Genomic DNA, 17,039 nt, shown 5'->3' on the forward strand with positions numbered 1-17,039 from the left:
AAAAATCTCCGAACAAAACTGATGAATTCACTTTAGATAAGATCTAAACCGCGTGAAAGATCGCGAATAATATCATTAATATCTTCTAAACCAACAGATACGCGAATTAAACCTTCGCTAATCCCTGCTGCTTTTTTCGCTTCTGCTGACATTCTGCCATGAGAAGTCGTTGCAGGATGGGTAATTGTTGACTTTACATCACCCAAGTTACTTGTAATAGAAAGGAACTTAGTATTATCAATCACTGTCCAAGCGCCTTCACGTTCGCCTTTCACAACAAACGATACAACTCCGCCAAAGCCTTTTTGTTGCTTTTTCGCCAACTCATGACCTTCGTGATTTGGAAGTCCCGCATAGTACACTTTTTCAACTTTCGGGTGTGAATCTAACCATTCAGCTAAAGTTTGAGCACTTGCACAGTGGGCTTTCATACGTAAGCTTAAAGTTTCTAGGCCTTTCAGGAAGATCCATGCATTGAATGGACTCATCGAGTTACCCAGTGTACGAATAACACCTGTAATCTCTTCCATCAATTTTGCACTACCAACAACTGCACCACCGAGCGCACGACCTTGACCATCAATATATTTTGTTGATGAATAGATCACGAGGTCCGCACCAAATTTAATCGGTTGCTGTAACACTGGTGTACAGAAGGTATTATCGACTGCAAATAATGCCCCATGCGCATGTGCAATATCAGCAATGGCTTGTAAATCACCTACTTGAGCTAATGGGTTTGACGGTGTTTCAATAAACAATAGGCGTGTAGTTGGACGAATCGCTTGTTTCCAAGCATCTAAATCTTCCAAATCAACAAAAGTAACGTCAACACCAAATTTGATGACATATTTTTCAAACAGAGAAATGATCGAACCAAAGACAGCACGTGAACACACCACATGATCGCCAGCTTTCAAATACGCCAAAGTGATCGCGTGTACGCCCGCCATACCTGAACTTGTCGCAACCGCGGCTTCAGCACCATCCAAAACAGCTAAACGTTTTTCGAAAGCTTGTACAGTTGGGTTGGTATAACGTGAATAGGTATTGCCTTCAATTTGACCTGAAAATTTTGCTGCGGCATCTGCTGCACTTTCACAAACAAATGATGAAGTCAGGAAAATTGGCTCGCTATGTTCACCCTCAAAAGTACGAGTATGACCTGTACGAATCGCTAAAGTCTCTAATTGGTATTCGATGTCGTCTTGTTGGCTCATCTGTATTACTCAGTCGCGAAGAACTGCCTTTGTGAAGAATTGCCAATATTTTGAGCGTCTAAGCTATTTAAGGTCAAGGTAAAATACGAAATTATCGCTTAGACTTCGACCAATCCTACAAGGACTTAGGCAATTGACAGTTATGCACCCTTTCAAACAGAAATTTCTAGCGCAGCAAAAGAAAATTAAACACCTGTCTACACGTGTGTTTAATGCAAAATCGCTGGTCCTTTCTCAATCAACACCCTATGAAGTAATTACTGAATATAAACATGCAAAAGTTCGGTATTACGCTTCGCCTGATCGTAAATACAAAGAACCCTTAGTGTTTGTTGCACCACTGGCCATCAATATGGCAATTTATGATTTGTATCCATATCGCTCATTGGTGAAACATTTTCAACACAGTGGCTTTGATGTCTATTTGTTGGAATGGGGAAAGTTGAACTATCAAGATCGATTCTTAAATTTTCTATCGTTTATTGATGATGTGATTCCACATTGTATTGATCAAATTTCTCAGCATGCAGATAGTCGATACATCTCGCTACATGGTTGGAGTATGGCTGGAGTCTTTGTCACGCTGTATACCGCATTACATCAACCTGAACATGTTAAAAATCTAATGGTGATGGGCGCGCCGATAGATAGCTATGCCTCAGGTCGTATCGGAAAGTTATTTCAAAAAACCAATCGCTTGCTTTCACGTAGTAAGAATTTACAAGATACGGTCTACACCGGGAAAATCCCTAAACATTTTATCCATACACCGGGTGTGCTCAATGCGATTGGCTTTAAAATCGTCGATCCAATGGGTTGGTTCAAAAGCCAAAAACAATTTCTTTCCAACTTAGATAATCTGCATGATCTGTATGAACATGCAACCATGGGCGATTTTCTCAATCACATGATTGACTATCCTGGTGGCATTAACCAAGACATGGTATTCAATGTTTGGCTGCAAAATCCGCTTAAAAACGGCATTATTCAATTGAAAGATAAAGTTATTCAATTAAAAAATATCCACTGTTCATTGTTAATTGGCGCGGGTTCTACCGATCAAATCGTTACGGCAGATGCAGCAAGTCCTTTAGGCGAATTGACAAGTAGTCAAGATGTCACGTTTACTCTCATTCCCGGTGGTCACCTCGGCCTGATGTCGAGTCAAAAAAGTGCCAATCAATTTTGGCCAACTTTGACCCAGTGGCTTACACAAAGATCCAGTTTATTGAAATAAAAATTTAGAGGGTAAAGTAAAGATGATTCAGTCAGTTGCATTTATTGGATTGGGCGCAATGGGTTCCCGTATGGCAGCGCACCTACCAAAACAGTTCGACACGGTTTATGTCTGGAATCGAAACTTTACCAAGGCAGAGCAACATGCTGCTGAATTTGGTACGCAAGCGGTTGCTTTAGAACAAGCAGTACAAGCGGACATTATTTTTTCTTGCCTACCCATCAGCCAAGATGTTGAAAATTTAATTGCGAGTGTGACGCTGAAATCAGGCTCGATTTGGGTCGACTGTACCAGCGGTGTGCCAGAATCTGCAAAAAAACTCGCTTCAGCCTTAAAGCAACAAAACGTTTCATTCTTAGACGCCCCTGTGAGTGGACAAACCATTGGCGCTGAAACGGGAACATTAACCGTCATGATTGGTGGTGACGCAGCAGCCTTTGAACGTGCATTACCTGCGATCCAAACATTTGGCAGACTGATTAAACATGTGGGTGAACCGGGTGCGGGTTTTGCTGTTAAAGCTGTAAACAACATGTTAATGGCTGTAAATCTTTGTGCAGTTGCTGAAGGATTCACCACCTTAAAAGCGCATGGCGTAGACTTACATGAAGCACTCGATTGTATAAATGCGTCGAGTGGTAAAAGTAATGTGACCGAAACGGTTTTACCGCAGCGCGTACTGAATCGTAGCTTCCCATTAACCTTTGCACTTCCATTACTTGCAAAAGATACGGGAATTGCTGTTGATCTGGTGCGACAAGCAAAACTTTCAGCGCCTGTGCTGTCTTTGACGCAAAACTTAATCCAAGCAGCAAGTGATCAAGCTGAAGAAAACAGTGATTTTTCAAGCGCTATGATTATGTATGAAAAATGGAGTAAAATTACAATTGAGTAATAACTCGCCATTGAATAACGATAAATAACCATCATATTGTACTCTAGTGTCATAACACACATTGTTACAAATGACAGAGGAAACTCGCATGAACAAATTTACCCTCGCAACTTTGCTAGGTGCTGTAACTTTAATCGGGGCTTCTACTACTGTTTTAGCATCTGAGCAAGAATGCCAAAAGTTGAAAAATGACCATGACGTGATTTATGCATCGAAAGGTTTCTGCTTTAAAGATCCTGACGCTAAAGCGAAGTTTGGCAATGACAATTGCTACACAACTAAGCCTAAATTTTCAGAAAAAGAGCAACAACGACTTGACGCGATCAAAGATCGTCAGAAAGAATTGAACTGTAAATAATTACGATTCAATTCGCTCAAGGAATTTAGCAATGACTTATGATGATCAAAATATTTTTGCTCGGATTTTACGTGGAGAACTTCCCGCGTTTAAAGTCTATGAAGATGATCAAGTACTCGCTTTTATGGATGTCATGCCACAGGCCGAAGGTCATACGCTCGTAATTCCTAGAACCCCTGCTATTACGCTACTTGATTTAGATCCTGAAGCGGCTGCTTATACCATTCAGATTGTCCAAAAAGTTGCGAAAGCAATGGAGAAAGCCTTAGACGTGAAAGGTATCGTATTGATGCAGTTGTCTGGTGCTGCTGCGGGTCAAACTGTTCCGCATGTGCATTTCCACCTAATTCCGACTTCAGTCCATGAATTAGGTAAACATGCCGCACAAATGGGCGACATGGAAAAAATTAAAGCTATTGGCGAAAAAATCAAAGCAGCACTTTAAGTCCAATTGAGTTTAAAGTGATGATCAATGGAGCTTCGGCTCCATTTTTTTATGTTTAGAATATTGTGCCAAGTCATTTTAACTGCAAAATTTAATATTTAAAAATAACTATAAATATTTAATAAATATCAATCTTTATAAATAAAAATACAATTTAAACCAAAAATCACCTTTCACCGTTTTGAAATATTTCCTTAATAGAACTGTCTTATTTGTAATGAATACTTAGCGCCATTAGATAGCGAAATTACTTCTAGCCAAGCTACTGATAAAACATATTGATATGACTGGAAAAGTCTTCTGGAGCTTCAAATGAAAAAAACTCTATGTGCATTAGCAATCGGGGCAACAATTCTTACACCAATGATGGCATCTGCTGCAGATGTAAAAATTTATGGCCGTGCACATGTCTCTCTTGACTATCTAGATGATGGTAAAGATTACAACGAAGTTGGTCTTTCTTCTAATGCTTCACGCTTAGGCTTCAAAGTAGATCAAAAAATTAATGATGACCTCAACGTATTCGCTCAAATTGAGCAAGAAGTAAACTTTGCAAGCGGTAGCCAAGACAGCAAAGGTATAGATTTTTCAACACGTGACACATTCGTGGGTTTAAAAAGTTCAACTTATGGTCAAGCACGTGTAGGTCGTTTTGACAGCCCATTTAAAGTCGCACGTAGCCCTGTGAACTTCTTCGGTGACATGGTTGGTGACGTTCGTAACGTAACACGTGTCGGCAACTTAAAATTTGATGAACGTAATGAAAACACCATTGAATATAAATCGCCAAAATTTGGCGGTGGTTTCAATGTACTAGCTGCAATGTCGATGCATTCAGGTACACAAATTGACCGTGAAACAGATGGTGAAGGCAAAGATGACAACAAAGCCTATGACCTTGCTCTAACCTATAAAGAAGGTCCAATTGATTTTGCAGCAGCTTACGAAAAGTATGATGAAAATGCAGCAAACGCAGCTGGTGGTGCAAGTCGTGATGCATTCCGTATTGCCGGTGCATATAAATTAACTGAAGAATTTAACTTGGGTGCCTTATACCAAATTGCCAAACACGACAACGATACAGCCAACCCAGATGCGCAAGTTTTCGGTGTAGCTGGCGAATATAAAGTAACGCCTAAAACCTCAGTACGCGGTGAATACTTCTACCGTGACGTAGATGCTGATGATGCCAATGCAAGCTTGATCGGTGTGGGTGTAGAACATAAGTTGGATAGCACATTACGCGTATACGGCAACTTAGCAACTGTGCTTAACGACAAAAACTCTAAACTCAATCCTTGGAAAGAAGGTCGTAGCTTCGGTAACGGTATCACAGGGATCGGTGATGAAAATGCAACTGCACTTTCTCTTGGTCTACGTTACGACTTCTAAGCTGCAATATCTCCCCCAAAAGACATACTCCGGTATGTCTTTTTTACTCTTAAATTCAAAAAAGAAGAGCAACAAAGATTAAATTATTAGAGAGAAGCAAGTTGAGTTCGCATTTTGCTTCCGACCGGTCAAAGTTGCATCATGAACTATACTCATCTCACTCAAGAACAAAGATATCAAATATACAACTCGTTATGCAGAGGTTTTTCTAAGGCTGTACTAGCTCAAATCTGATCTGACGGTTACCAATTGCTTAAGGCTGTACCGCTTAGTAACCACCTTCTGTTTTCATCACTTGGGTATCTGTTTTATACTTCGATAAAAGCTCACGTAACGAATTCATGAGCACACTGGTGTCGACACCCACGGCAACAAATTCTGTGCCTAACTCGATATACTTCTGAGTCACATCATGCTGTGTCGACAAAATACCTGCTGCTTTACCCGCCTTACGTATACGCTGAATTGCATCAATCACGGTTTTTTGTACTTCAGGATGGTTCGAATTCCCCTGATAACCCATCGTCGCCGACAAATCCACCGCACCAATAAATACCCCATCGATGCCATCAATTTTCAGTATTTCATCTAAGTTTTTAATCCCCTCAACCGACTCAATCTGAATCAGTAAACAGATATTTTCATGTGCAGTTGCATAGTAGTCTGGAATACTGTTCCAACGTGTTGCACGTGCTAATGCTGCACCTACTCCACGAATACCTTCAGGTGGATAACGTACGGCCTTAACCATAAGTTGAGCTTGTTCAACAGTTTCAACCATAGGAATCAGCAAGGTTTGCGCACCGATATCCAACAATTGTTTAATCAGTTGCACACTACCAATTGGAGGTCGAACCACGGCTTGCGAAGGATATGCAGCAATACTTTGCAATTGCGACAATGTCGTCCGCAAATCACTTGGCGCATGCTCGCCATCAATGAGCAACCAGTCATAACCTGCATTTGCAGCTATTTCAGTACCATAAGCGTCGGCTAAACCGACCCACAAACCAATCTGCTGTTCGGTTTTTAATTTTTTCTTGAAATGATTGGTGTAATCCATCGCTGCTGTCTCATGCTTAAACTATGATTAACTACAATTGATTAAACGCCTTTTGGCAAAAACTACCAATAGCATTTATCTATCTTATGATTTTATATAACTCTAATTCGCACTTCATACAGCTTAAATCTGTTAATTTTTAGCCATTGAGTCCAGCATATACGACTAAGATCTATCTTTGGAAAATTTTCTCCTTAGACCATTTGGCCATTTATCCGCTAAACTACAGCAAACTATATTTGGAGATATTCGATGGATCTGTTAAACGTATCAAAACAACGCTATACCACGAAAGCATATAATCCTGCTAAAAAAATTCCACAGGAACAATTTGAGCGTTTATTACAAATACTCCGTTTAACACCATCTTCCATTAATATTCAGCCTTGGCATTTTTTTATTGCAGATCATGATGCAGCCAAACAACGCATTGCCAAAGCCTTAGTAGGAAAATATGCCTACAATGCCCCAAAAGTTTTAGATTCATCACATACGATTTTATTCTGTACTAAAGCAGACATCACTGCAGAGCATTTAGATAATCTTTTAAATCAGGATGATCGTAGTGGTCGCTTTAAAGATGACAAAGCCAAACAAGGTCAAAAAGACAGCCGTACAGGTTATGTCGATTATTATCGTAATGAAAAAGGTGATATTCAACGTTGGGCTGAAAACCAAACATTTATTGCTTTAGGTCAAATGCTTTTGGCAGCAGGCATTGAAGGTGTGGATGCAACACCGATTGGTGGATTTGACGAAGCCATCATCACTGAAGAATTGGGCTTAGTTGAACAAAACTTGATTCCTTCTGTACTGATGACTTTAGGCTATCGTAGCGAAAATGATTTCAATGCGAAATTACCTAAATCACGTCTGAATGCTGAAGAAATTTTTACACATCTCTAGGCTTTTCATAAAACCGACGAAAGGGGCTATTTTACCTCTTTTTTGTCATTTCGGGACTTATTATTTAAAAAATTATCGAGTATATTCTGCTCAAAATATACTCAGGTCTCTCCCTATGCCTACAGCTATAAAATTACCCATGAAATTTCATTGCGAAGCGTGCAATACGGTTTATTTACAAAAATATGCGGGCGATATGCTCCATAGCTATCCAAACTGCCCAAACTGTAAACAACCGGGTCAGTTACAAGGCACGATTGAAACTCAAGATTTCCTAAAACACCCCGTTGCAGTGGGTAAATGTTATTTTGAAAACACCTTACAACGTTTTCAACAACTCACACGTTAACTAAGCATCTAAAACTAAAAGCCCTCAAATCGAGGGCTTTTTTAATAACGACATATTTAGCAACAATGTGAAAATATAATATTTATAAATTGGTCTGAACTTTGCTGAATAATTTGAATCAGAACAACAAATCAAGCAGAGGTGGGACATGTCATATTTACTACAAATGCCGATGAAGTTTGAATGCGGTCATTGCCATCAAATGTATCTGTATACTTATCAATATACTGATCATCACTGCCCTGAGTGTCCGAGTTGTCGAGATCAAGGACTGCTCATGGGCGTGGCTGAGTGGGATGATTTGCTACAACACCCGATCGTTTTTGCTAAAAGTTATCTTAGACAGACATGGCATATGCTAAGCAAACCACACTCATGATCCCTGCAATCAAACCAAATACGGTTGCGACTCTCAATTTTTCTTTAAAGATGATGAGGCCCGCAACCACACCTAAAACTACAACCAAAATATTCATGCCAGCAAAGACGATTGCAGGTGTGTCTTTAAGCAACATGTGGGCTTTCACATACAGTGCAATATTGGCAAAGTTTAAGAGACCTAAGCCCAATCCAGCGAGGATATTTTTTGTCTGCCCCAGACTGCCGTGTTGTACGATGTTATAAATACTCGAAAGTAGAAATGAACAAATAAACACCAGATCTAAAGTCACCGCAAACTGCATGCCCAAACCTGAGGCAAATTTTAATAGCACATCAATCAGTGCATAGCCTGCCCAAACGCTTAATAAAAATAAAATCCCCTGCTTTCCATCAATGCTTCCCTTACGCTGTGAAAATAAAATCAGCAATACCGCAAGTACACCAAGCGCAATACCAATGAGCTTAATGGCATTAAAATATTCACTGAAAATAAAATAGGCTGCGCTAAGAGAAAGCACAACCGATAAGCGCTGAGCCAATTCGGTTTTTAAAATACCTGCTGTTTGCAGTGAGCGTGCTAAGCAATAAAAAATCGTCGGCAGTAATACACCCAAAGCCGCAATTAAAACCCACGGCGTTTTATTAATCGAAATATGGGCTAGATCCGGCTTAAACCATAGAAAACATAAAATACTCGCAGATGCATAATTCCATGTGATCATTTGTGCAGGGTTAAAACCCCGATCACGACAGAGTTTTAGAATTACTGAAACGAGAACACTGCAAATCGCGGCAGCAAAGATCAATTCCATGACACGCTCTTATTCTTGAGTTGTATTTAAAGCAATTTTTCTAAGTTCAAATCAAAGAAAAGCCCACTTAATTGTGGGCTTTTCTTCAAAAATAATCTATCTCAAGACAAATTATTTATAGTGACTCACCATTTTCTCTAAAGAAATTGGACGAATCTTGTCAGCATTACCCGCTGTACCAAATGCTTCATAACGATCGATACAAATTTGTTTCATTGCATCAACAGTTGCAGAGAAGAATTTACGTGGGTCAAATTCAGCTGGTTTTTCAGCCATCATACGGCGCATAGCACCTGTAGAAGCAAGACGTAAGTCAGTATCGATGTTAATTTTACGAACACCGTGTTTGATTGCGTCTACAAGTTGGTCTACTGGAACACCGTAAGTTTCGCCGATGTTACCACCGAATTCATTAATTACAGCCAACCATTCTTGTGGCACAGAGCTTGAACCGTGCATTACAAGATGCGTATTTGGTAACGCAGCGTGAATTTCTTTAATACGGTCAATCGCTAAGATGTCACCTGTAGGTGGACGAGTAAATTTGTACGCACCGTGTGAAGTACCCACCGCAATTGCAAGTGCGTCAACATTTGTATCTGATACAAATGAACGCGCTTCTTCAACTGAAGTTAAAAGTTGAGAATGGTCAAGTACGCCTTCAGCGCCTACACCATCTTCTTCACCAGCCATACCAGTTTCAAGGCTACCTAAACAACCGATTTCGCCTTCTACTGAAACGCCACACGCATGTGCCATTTGAACAGTACGACGAGTCACATCTACGTTGTATTCGTATGAAGTTGGTGTTTTACCGTCTTCACCTAATGAACCGTCCATCATCACTGATGAGAAACCAAGTTGAATAGAACGTTGACATACGTCAGGGCTAGTACCATGGTCTTGGTGCATAACCACAGGAATATGTGGCCATTCTTCGATTGCTGCCAAAATCAAATGACGCAAGAACGGAGCGCCTGCATACTTACGTGCACCCGCAGATGCTTGTACGATTACAGGTGAATTTGTTGCATCTGCTGCAAGCATAATTGCACGCATTTGTTCTAAGTTGTTTACGTTGAATGCTGGTACGCCGTAAGCATGTTCGCCGGCGTGATCCAAGAGCTGGCGCAATGAAATAAGAGCCATAATATCCTCCCAGGTAATGCCGCATATTCTACATGCTCAATCATTTCAATTCAGCAACAAATAACACTATTTAAAAAAAAATCCCTGCATTTGCAGGGACTTTTTAAATAAAGACAACAATCTTAGTGAGTTGCTGCTGCTGAAGCGGCTGTTTCAGCGTCAGCTGTTGCTTCGTCTGCAGGTGCATTTGCAATTTCAGCAGGAACATCTTGATTCTTTTCATCCAATACTGGCTTATCAAGTTCATCAATGGCTTTTTGTTGTTCTGGCGTTGTTTGAGCATTATCTACGGCAACAGCAGATGCTTCTGATTCCGTTGGTGCAGACTCTTTTTTAGCACAAGCTGTCAAAGTTAATGGAGCAATTAAAAGTACAGCAAGTGCAAGTTTTAAGTTCATCGTTGTTTCCTACTACTGCTAATTAGGTGTTGCGATGAATTTTATTGCAGAAATATTGCACTTTGATGACGACAAAATGAATGGGCGATAAAAAAAGGCTGACCGAAGCCAACCTTTTTTAATACTGTATTATCTTATTGATAATACTAAATTAAGCACGGTCAAGAAGCGCCGCTACAGCAGGAAGAGTTTTACCTTCAACGAATTCAAGGAAAGCACCACCACCAGTCGAGATGTAACCAATTTTGTCTGCAACTTCATATTTATCAATTGCAGCAAGCGTATCACCACCACCCGCGATCGAGAAGCCTTCAGATTCAGCAATCGCTAAAGACAATGCTTTAGTGCCTTCGCCGAATTGATCAACTTCAAACACACCTACTGGACCATTCCATAGAATAGTTTTTGAAGTTTTCAAAATCTCAGCAAATGCTTTTGCAGTTTCAGGACCTACATCCAAAATCATATCGTTGTCTGTTACATCTTCAACTTTTTTCACGACAGCTTTAGCAGCAGCTAATGAACCGAGGAAGTCTGCAAAATCAATTTCAGCAGCATCAGCAACAACCACATCAGTTGGAAGTGGTACAGATACTTTTGCAGCAATGGCTTTTGCTGTGTCGATCAAGTCATTTTCACAAAGTGATTTACCAACATTGAAGCCTGCAGCAGCTAAGAATGTATTGGCAATACCACCACCCACGATCAATTGATCACAGATGTCAGATAGTGAAGTTAATACATCTAATTTAGTAGAAACTTTTGAGCCTGCAACAATCGCAACCATTGGTTTTGCAGGAGTTTTAAGTGCACGGCCTAGTGCATCAAGCTCAGCAGCAAGTAAAGGACCTGCAGCAGCCACTTTTGCACAACGTGCTACGCCTTCAGTCGATGCTTCTGCACGGTGAGCCGTACCAAATGCATCCATTACGTAAACATCACAAAGTGCTGCATATTTAGCAGATAATTCAGGATTGTTTTTCTTTTCACCCACGTTGAAACGGCAGTTTTCAAGTAAAACCACTTGACCTGGCGCAACGTCAACACCGTCCAAATAGTCAGTGATCAGTTGAACGTCCTGACCCAACGCCTCTGTTAAATAAGCAGCTACAGGTGCTAGAGACTGTTCTGCTTTAGGCTCACCTTCAACAGGACGACCTAAGTGTGAATACACCATTACAGCAGCACCTTTTTCTACAGCTGCTTTAATTGTTGGCAACGCCGCACGTAAACGTGCATCGCTTGTAATCACGCCATTTTTAACTGGTACGTTAAGATCTTCACGGATCAGAACACGTTTACCCGCCAAATCTAGGTCAGTCATACGCTGAAAGTTCATGCATTACTCTCTTTTATTGATATCAAAACGCGACGATTTTAAATGATTATGCAGAAAAACGTTAGCTTCTTTTGCAGAAAAGCTATGTAGAGCCAAAGTTTTGTTATGATAGCGAAAAGCCTTATAAAGATTCAGCGCTTATGTCGATTCATCCAGACCCAAATATTAATCGTTTAAATGTTTTAGGCGAACCCTTGGCAAGCTGTTGTTTTGATCCGATTACCGGATATTTTAGAAATGGCTTTTGCCATACAGCAACAACAGACCTTGGTCAGCATACGATGTGTGCACAAATGACATCTGAATTTTTAAACTTTTCCCAAAAAGTTGGCAATGACCTAATCACACCCTTACCCGAAGTTGGTTTTCCAGGACTACAACCTGGTGACTTCTGGTGTATCTGTGTGACTCGCTGGGTGGAAGCGTATCAAGAAGGATTTGCCCCACCTATTAAAATACAAGCGTGTCACCAAGCGGCGCTGTCTTATGTGCCGCTTGATGTACTTATGGAATATGCAGTGTAATGAGTACTCCCAAAATCATTTTGGCTTCTAGCAGCCAAACCCGTAAAGACCTGATGGACCGTTTACGGATTGATTACCACTCAATCGTACCAGATATAGACGAAACACCTCGCGGTGAAAACCACGCCGATGAGTTAGCAAAGCGACTGGCATTTGAAAAAGCTTCTGCGATTGCAAACCAACACCCAGACGCAATTGTGATTGGTTCTGACCAAGTCGCATGGCGCGAAGGCGCACCAGATATTTTTATTGGTAAACCGCTTTGCGATGAAAAAGCCGTTAAGCAGCTTCAAGCCAATTCAGACAAAATCGTTTATTTCAGTACTGCACTCAGTGTCCAACAAAAATCGATAGGTTTTGAACAAACCCTTGTCGAGCACTATAAAGTGAAGTTTCGCAAACTTAGCTTGCCTGAAATTGAACGTTATGTTCAGGTTGAACAGCCGCTACACTGCGCTGGCAGTTTTAAGTGTGAAAGTTTAGGGATTAGCTTATTTGAAGAAATGATCGGGCAAGACCAAACCACACTCATGGGTATGCCGATGATTAAACTCTGCAATATTTTGCGTGAGCTTAAGATTTTAGTCCCATAATTTTAAAATTATTATCTGTTACAGCATAATAAACACATCATTAGCTCTTTATGGGCTAATGATTAAAAAGTCACTTACTTATTTATTACAACCAAGAACTGAAAACATGAAAACGTTTAATTTAATTTCATCTAGCCTCATTAGCATTAGCCTTCTATTTTGTTCGACAAACGGTCATACCAATACAGTGAATCAAACTGTGACCAACTCTCAGCAATACAATAAAAACTTAGTCAATGAATGGGTTCAATATAAATTTATCTTTGCTGAATTAGAACAACAAGGCGCTGCAATGCAGGAGCAAATCATTCAACAGCTAGGGACTAAAACCAAAACCGGTGGTAGTAGCACGCCAGAACAACAAATCAATAAACTGGTTGCTCTAGGCAAACAAAAATTTGAAAGCATTCAACCACAAACAGTTGAAGTGAAAAAACTTCTAAAACTACAAACCGAAAATGTTGAAATGATGGCAAAAGTCATGCCGAATCATTTCAAATTAATGTCTGACAAAGAAAATACTAAAATTGACACCAATGCACATTTTGAGCAATTCATGAAATTTTCAGCGACAACGGCTGCTGCCAATAGCTATGATTTGGAAGTTGAAAAATTAGTCATGCAATATCTCAAAGACAATCCTTTAAAATAGTCTCAAGCTAATCGAAATAATTTAATGAAATAGAGCCTTGCTAAAAACAGGAATCTCAAGGGACAATATATCCATTAAAATTGTATGTATTTAGCTATGGCTCATTCTCTTGACATCCTCGGCGGCATAAGCGCTGAACAATTCCTTGCCGAATATTGGCAAAAAAAACCATTATTGGTTCGTAATGCACTCCCTGAAATTGCCCAAATACTTGAACCGAAAGACGTTCTTGAATTGGCTTTAGAAGACAATGTCACTGCACGTCTCATCAAACAAAAAGATCGTGATCCTAACCAATGGACAGTGAAATCTTCTCCACTACTTAAAGCCGATTTTCAAAAAATGCCGAAACTGTGGACTTTATTGGTTCAAGCTGTCGATCATTATTCTTTTGACCTAGCAGAGCTTTGGAAGCAGTTTTCATTTATTCCGCAATGGCGTCGTGATGACATCATGGTGTCATATGCACAAAAAGGTGGCTCTGTCGGGCAACATTTTGATTTTTATGATGTATTCCTCGTACAAGGCTATGGTCACCGCCGTTGGCAATTAGGTCAGATGTGTGATGCCGATACTTCATTTGTCGAAGGTCAACCGCTTCGCTTACTGCCAGAAATGGACGTTCATTTTGATGAAGTGCTTGCTCCCGGCGACTTACTTTATGTACCACCAGGCCTATCACACTATGGCGTAGCTGAAGATGAATGTCTGACGTATTCATTTGGCTTCCGCATGCCAAATGTCACTGAAATGATGGATCGAGTGACAGACAAATTCACAGACAATCCTCTACTTAAAAATCCATTAACTGACATTTTACGTGACCAAATCAGTGCGATTGGCCAAGTGACTGAAAATGAACTTGAGTATTTAAAAGAAAAGTTATTTGAACAATTGCAAAATTCAACCGTACTTGAAGATGCAATCATGAGCTTAATGTCAGAACCTAAATATCCTGACAATATTCCTGAAGCAGAAGAAATCGGCACTGATGATTTAGAGGAAGCTCTAGATCAAGGCTATCAACTCATGTTAGAACCTGCTTCACGCTTACTTTACACAGAGCAAGATGGTGATATTTTGTTTTGGGCAAATGGTGAAGGAATCTGTATCTCAGACGAATTTGCATTGCATTTAAAAACCATTGCCGATGGTCAAAGTCTAGCGCTAGACGAATCTTTATATGATGCTGATATTTTAGAAGATATTGCCATGCTATTAAATGAATCTGTACTCATGCTCGTCCCAACAGAAGCTGAATAAAATCAATAAAAAAGGGAGCGTCACGCTCCCTTTTTATGCTACTGAATAGCATTATTTTCGCTTTCTACGATTTAAAAAATCTTCGACTTGATCGGCTTTTTTCTCCACGATGACGCGATAAACCCATACAATCAATAACACCAATCCAATAAACCAAAGATAGCGCATCACGCTGTATTTAAGGTGAAGACATAGACTAGAATGTGGTGATCGTAGATACCATCGGAATTCAAATATAAAAGCCTAAAAACAAAAGCGAAGCTATGGTGACAAGAAAAAAGGCACATATTTTCAAAGTTTAAGTCATTATTCATCGCAGATTCAAATCCCAAGTGCGACACATTTGTAGTTAGTTGAAAAAGTTAGATGTATTCATAGAATCATTAGACTTTTTCAACTCGCAATTGGAAAGCACACAATGAAGAAATACACCCAACTTTCTCAAGATGAAAGATACAAAATTTATGCTACTTTGAAAAGTAAAAGTTCAATCACTACCCTTGCTCGGGAGCTAGGGCGTTCACGATCAACCATCTACCGTGAATTAAAAAGAAATACTGGGCAACGTGGATATAGGGCTCAACAGGCAGCTAAATTTGCAAGTCAAAGACGGTACCGTCCTTCATCATCAATGACAGCATTTGCCTTCGCGTATATTGATTATTTGATTGGCTTGGACTGGTCACCAGAACAAATTTCAGGTGCTTTAACACAACGCAGTTGGCTGGATGCACCTTCACATGAATGGATTTACCAGTACATTTATCAAGATAAATCAAAAGGCGGTAAACTCCATCTACACTTAAGGCATCAGAAGAAATATCGAAAACGAGGTTACAAAAACACGGATCGTAGGGGTCAAATCATTGATAAAACAAGTATTCATTGCCGAGATGAGGTCATTGATAACGACAACGTTTAGGAGATTTCGAAGGTGACACGGTGATTGGTAAGCATCATAAAGGTGCTTTATTAACTCTCGTTGATCGAAAGAGCCTGTACGTACATATTGTTCATTTAGGGCCAACGAGAGCATCCCCTCAAACGATTACTTATGCATTAGATCGTTTACGAATGAGCCATGCTTATAGCGTGACATTTGATAATGGCAAAGAATTTTCCGAACACAAAAGAATTACTGATACCGGCATAGAGGCGTATTTCGCTGACCCTTACAAGTCTATTCAGCGAGCTAGAAATGAAAATACGAATGGTTTAATCCGTCAATATCTGCCAAAATCATCATCGTTTGATGACGTGTCAAACGAACAAATAGAGCAGATAGAATTTGCACTCAACCATCGTCCTAGAAAAACACTAGGTTGGTATACACCGAGTGAAGTTATGGCTGGTTTTTATACTGTTGCACTTGCTGCTTGAATCCGCCATTTTAAAAAAATTTAAAGTCAAATATCACAATCATGGTTTTTTTTACATACTTTATCCCAGTATTCATAATCTTTTGAATTATTTAGTTTTTTATAATAAAGTCTTAAGTTGTAAATAGCATCAGGGTTCCCATTTATTGCTAATGGTTTTATTATTTCAATAGCTGTATTAATATTAGCTCCCACACCATACCCTTTAAAATATAATGTTGCTAATTGGATCTCCGCTAGAGAATAATTTTGATTTGCCGATAAAGTGTACCACTTGAAAGCCGCCTTAAAATCCTTATTAACCCCTATTCCTTCAAAATACATTTGCCCAATATTAAACTGCGCATCTGGATTACCTAGCAAAGCAGCCTTCTTATAATATTTCAGTGCCTTTTCTAAATCTACATCATAACCATAGCCATAATTATACATCACACCTATTAAATTAAAGGCTGGCGCGAAATTATCATTTTCAATCTCCTTAAAAATTGATGCTGCTTCTGTATAATATCCTTGCTCTAATCGAACTCTTCCTACATTATAAATAGCTGGAATATAATAGATTTCTTTCATAAGTCATTTTTCACTCAGCTCCAAGTTATAAATTCCAGCAATTAGATTGAATCTTAATGCTAGTCTTTTGCCTCGATTGCGATATCGCTCAGCAAGAATTTTGAAGGTTTT

The 17,039-nt window shown here is 39.7% G+C and carries 18 protein-coding genes and 2 pseudogenes; 12 read left to right on the plus strand and 8 right to left on the minus strand.

Translation table 11 applies throughout. The features are described from left to right. Positions 1–32: 32 nt before the first annotated feature. Positions 33–1,220: an O-succinylhomoserine sulfhydrylase gene (locus tag FTT76_RS16665; RefSeq protein ID WP_180005091.1), complete on the minus strand. Its 1,188-nt coding sequence runs from the start codon at positions 1,218–1,220 to the stop codon at positions 33–35. Positions 1,221–1,362: 142 nt separating this feature from the next. Between FTT76_RS16665 and FTT76_RS16670 the strand changes: the two genes are divergently transcribed. The 5 genes from FTT76_RS16670 (at position 1,363) to FTT76_RS16690 (ending at position 5,547) form a co-directional block, all read left to right on the plus strand. Next, positions 1,363–2,457, plus strand: a complete 1,095-nt coding sequence (locus FTT76_RS16670) for an alpha/beta fold hydrolase (protein WP_180005092.1) — start codon at positions 1,363–1,365, stop codon at positions 2,455–2,457. A 22-nt stretch (positions 2,458–2,479) separates the two neighbouring features. Then, a complete protein-coding gene (locus FTT76_RS16675) occupies positions 2,480–3,352 on the plus strand; it encodes an NAD(P)-dependent oxidoreductase (RefSeq protein WP_180005093.1) in 873 nt (290 codons plus the stop codon). 88 nt (positions 3,353–3,440) lie between these two features. Then, complete coding sequence (locus tag FTT76_RS16680) at positions 3,441–3,710, plus strand: YARHG domain-containing protein (protein WP_180005094.1); 270 nt, start codon at positions 3,441–3,443, stop codon at positions 3,708–3,710. Between the two features lie 31 nt (positions 3,711–3,741). Further along, entirely contained in the window at positions 3,742–4,155 is a 414-nt protein-coding gene (locus tag FTT76_RS16685; RefSeq protein WP_180190641.1) for an HIT family protein, read from the plus strand. A gap of 312 nt (positions 4,156–4,467) precedes the next feature. Then, positions 4,468–5,547, plus strand: coding sequence for a porin (locus FTT76_RS16690; protein ID WP_180007281.1), 1,080 nt, complete (start codon positions 4,468–4,470; stop codon positions 5,545–5,547). Between the two features lie 268 nt (positions 5,548–5,815). Here FTT76_RS16690 and hpaI read toward each other — a convergent pair whose 3' ends face one another. Beyond that, entirely contained in the window at positions 5,816–6,610 is a 795-nt protein-coding gene (hpaI, locus tag FTT76_RS16695; RefSeq protein ID WP_168379673.1) for a 4-hydroxy-2-oxoheptanedioate aldolase, read from the minus strand. Between the two features lie 252 nt (positions 6,611–6,862). Between hpaI and nfsB the strand changes: the two genes are divergently transcribed. Both nfsB and FTT76_RS16705 read left to right on the plus strand, forming a co-directional pair. Continuing rightward, the gene (gene nfsB / locus FTT76_RS16700) at positions 6,863–7,516 is read left to right on the plus strand and encodes an oxygen-insensitive NAD(P)H nitroreductase (RefSeq protein WP_111883737.1); all 654 of its coding nucleotides are present in this window, start codon (positions 6,863–6,865) and stop codon (positions 7,514–7,516) included. A 115-nt stretch (positions 7,517–7,631) separates the two neighbouring features. Continuing rightward, on the plus strand, positions 7,632–7,865 hold the full coding sequence (locus tag FTT76_RS16705) for a hypothetical protein (RefSeq protein ID WP_078188692.1): 234 nt from the start codon (positions 7,632–7,634) through the stop codon (positions 7,863–7,865). A gap of 338 nt (positions 7,866–8,203) precedes the next feature. Here FTT76_RS16705 and FTT76_RS16710 read toward each other — a convergent pair whose 3' ends face one another. From FTT76_RS16710 to FTT76_RS16725, 4 genes are all read right to left on the minus strand, one after another. Beyond that, positions 8,204–9,058, minus strand: a complete 855-nt coding sequence (locus tag FTT76_RS16710) for an EamA family transporter (RefSeq protein ID WP_180007282.1) — start codon at positions 9,056–9,058, stop codon at positions 8,204–8,206. 111 nt (positions 9,059–9,169) lie between these two features. Continuing rightward, a complete protein-coding gene (fba, locus tag FTT76_RS16715; RefSeq protein ID WP_180007283.1) occupies positions 9,170–10,207 on the minus strand; it encodes a class II fructose-bisphosphate aldolase in 1,038 nt (345 codons plus the stop codon). Positions 10,208–10,329: 122 nt separating this feature from the next. Further along, the gene (locus FTT76_RS16720; RefSeq protein WP_078188696.1) at positions 10,330–10,605 is read right to left on the minus strand and encodes a hypothetical protein; all 276 of its coding nucleotides are present in this window, start codon (positions 10,603–10,605) and stop codon (positions 10,330–10,332) included. A 151-nt stretch (positions 10,606–10,756) separates the two neighbouring features. Next, positions 10,757–11,944, minus strand: a complete 1,188-nt coding sequence (locus FTT76_RS16725; protein ID WP_180007284.1) for a phosphoglycerate kinase — start codon at positions 11,942–11,944, stop codon at positions 10,757–10,759. 140 nt (positions 11,945–12,084) lie between these two features. Between FTT76_RS16725 and FTT76_RS16730 the strand changes: the two genes are divergently transcribed. The 5 genes and pseudogenes from FTT76_RS16730 (at position 12,085) to FTT76_RS16750 (ending at position 16,356) form a co-directional block, all read left to right on the plus strand. Further along, on the plus strand, positions 12,085–12,468 hold the full coding sequence (locus FTT76_RS16730) for a DUF2237 family protein (RefSeq protein ID WP_078188698.1): 384 nt from the start codon (positions 12,085–12,087) through the stop codon (positions 12,466–12,468). Continuing rightward, positions 12,468–13,061 carry a nucleoside triphosphate pyrophosphatase gene (locus FTT76_RS16735; protein ID WP_168379679.1) on the plus strand — a complete coding sequence of 198 codons (594 nt, stop codon included), beginning with the start codon at positions 12,468–12,470 and terminating at the stop codon, positions 13,059–13,061. The genes FTT76_RS16730 and FTT76_RS16735 overlap by 1 nt, the downstream gene beginning before the upstream one ends. A 106-nt stretch (positions 13,062–13,167) precedes the next feature. Further along, on the plus strand, positions 13,168–13,713 hold the full coding sequence (locus FTT76_RS16740) for a hypothetical protein (protein ID WP_168379856.1): 546 nt from the start codon (positions 13,168–13,170) through the stop codon (positions 13,711–13,713). Between the two features lie 96 nt (positions 13,714–13,809). Continuing rightward, positions 13,810–14,976 carry a cupin domain-containing protein gene (locus FTT76_RS16745; protein WP_180007285.1) on the plus strand — a complete coding sequence of 389 codons (1,167 nt, stop codon included), beginning with the start codon at positions 13,810–13,812 and terminating at the stop codon, positions 14,974–14,976. A 418-nt stretch (positions 14,977–15,394) separates the two neighbouring features. Beyond that, positions 15,395–16,356 (plus strand): annotated as a pseudogene (locus tag FTT76_RS16750) (IS30 family transposase). 26 nt (positions 16,357–16,382) lie between these two features. On the opposite strand, the gene FTT76_RS16755 reads toward FTT76_RS16750, so the two are convergent. Continuing rightward, positions 16,383–16,928 (minus strand): tetratricopeptide repeat protein, encoded by a 546-nt coding sequence (locus tag FTT76_RS16755; RefSeq protein ID WP_180190642.1) that lies wholly within the window; start codon positions 16,926–16,928, stop codon positions 16,383–16,385. 3 nt (positions 16,929–16,931) lie between these two features. Beyond that, positions 16,932–17,039, minus strand: a pseudogene (locus FTT76_RS16760) (IS5/IS1182 family transposase); the annotation flags it as partial.

This window comes from Acinetobacter sp. YH01009 (assembly GCF_013420765.1).
GTDB lineage: Bacteria > Pseudomonadota > Gammaproteobacteria > Pseudomonadales > Moraxellaceae > Acinetobacter > Acinetobacter amyesii.

Excerpts from the sequence above, each read along its gene's own strand:
- FTT76_RS16740 (WP_168379856.1), top strand. The coding sequence starts at position 13,168 with ATGAAAACGTTTAATTTAATTTCATCTAGCCTCATTAGCATTAGCCTT.
- fba (WP_180007283.1), bottom strand. The coding sequence starts at position 10,207 with ATGGCTCTTATTTCATTGCGCCAGCTCTTGGATCACGCCGGCGAACAT.
- FTT76_RS16685 (WP_180190641.1), top strand. The coding sequence starts at position 3,742 with ATGACTTATGATGATCAAAATATTTTTGCTCGGATTTTACGTGGAGAA.
- FTT76_RS16755 (WP_180190642.1), bottom strand. The coding sequence starts at position 16,928 with ATGAAAGAAATCTATTATATTCCAGCTATTTATAATGTAGGAAGAGTT.
- FTT76_RS16665 (WP_180005091.1), bottom strand. The coding sequence starts at position 1,220 with ATGAGCCAACAAGACGACATCGAATACCAATTAGAGACTTTAGCGATT.
- FTT76_RS16690 (WP_180007281.1), top strand. The coding sequence starts at position 4,468 with ATGAAAAAAACTCTATGTGCATTAGCAATCGGGGCAACAATTCTTACA.
- FTT76_RS16745 (WP_180007285.1), top strand. The coding sequence starts at position 13,810 with ATGGCTCATTCTCTTGACATCCTCGGCGGCATAAGCGCTGAACAATTC.
- nfsB (WP_111883737.1), top strand. The coding sequence starts at position 6,863 with ATGGATCTGTTAAACGTATCAAAACAACGCTATACCACGAAAGCATAT.
- FTT76_RS16675 (WP_180005093.1), top strand. The coding sequence starts at position 2,480 with ATGATTCAGTCAGTTGCATTTATTGGATTGGGCGCAATGGGTTCCCGT.
- FTT76_RS16670 (WP_180005092.1), top strand. The coding sequence starts at position 1,363 with ATGCACCCTTTCAAACAGAAATTTCTAGCGCAGCAAAAGAAAATTAAA.
- hpaI (WP_168379673.1), bottom strand. The coding sequence starts at position 6,610 with ATGGATTACACCAATCATTTCAAGAAAAAATTAAAAACCGAACAGCAG.
- FTT76_RS16730 (WP_078188698.1), top strand. The coding sequence starts at position 12,085 with ATGTCGATTCATCCAGACCCAAATATTAATCGTTTAAATGTTTTAGGC.
- FTT76_RS16710 (WP_180007282.1), bottom strand. The coding sequence starts at position 9,058 with ATGGAATTGATCTTTGCTGCCGCGATTTGCAGTGTTCTCGTTTCAGTA.
- FTT76_RS16705 (WP_078188692.1), top strand. The coding sequence starts at position 7,632 with ATGCCTACAGCTATAAAATTACCCATGAAATTTCATTGCGAAGCGTGC.
- FTT76_RS16725 (WP_180007284.1), bottom strand. The coding sequence starts at position 11,944 with ATGAACTTTCAGCGTATGACTGACCTAGATTTGGCGGGTAAACGTGTT.
- FTT76_RS16680 (WP_180005094.1), top strand. The coding sequence starts at position 3,441 with ATGAACAAATTTACCCTCGCAACTTTGCTAGGTGCTGTAACTTTAATC.
- FTT76_RS16720 (WP_078188696.1), bottom strand. The coding sequence starts at position 10,605 with ATGAACTTAAAACTTGCACTTGCTGTACTTTTAATTGCTCCATTAACT.
- FTT76_RS16735 (WP_168379679.1), top strand. The coding sequence starts at position 12,468 with ATGAGTACTCCCAAAATCATTTTGGCTTCTAGCAGCCAAACCCGTAAA.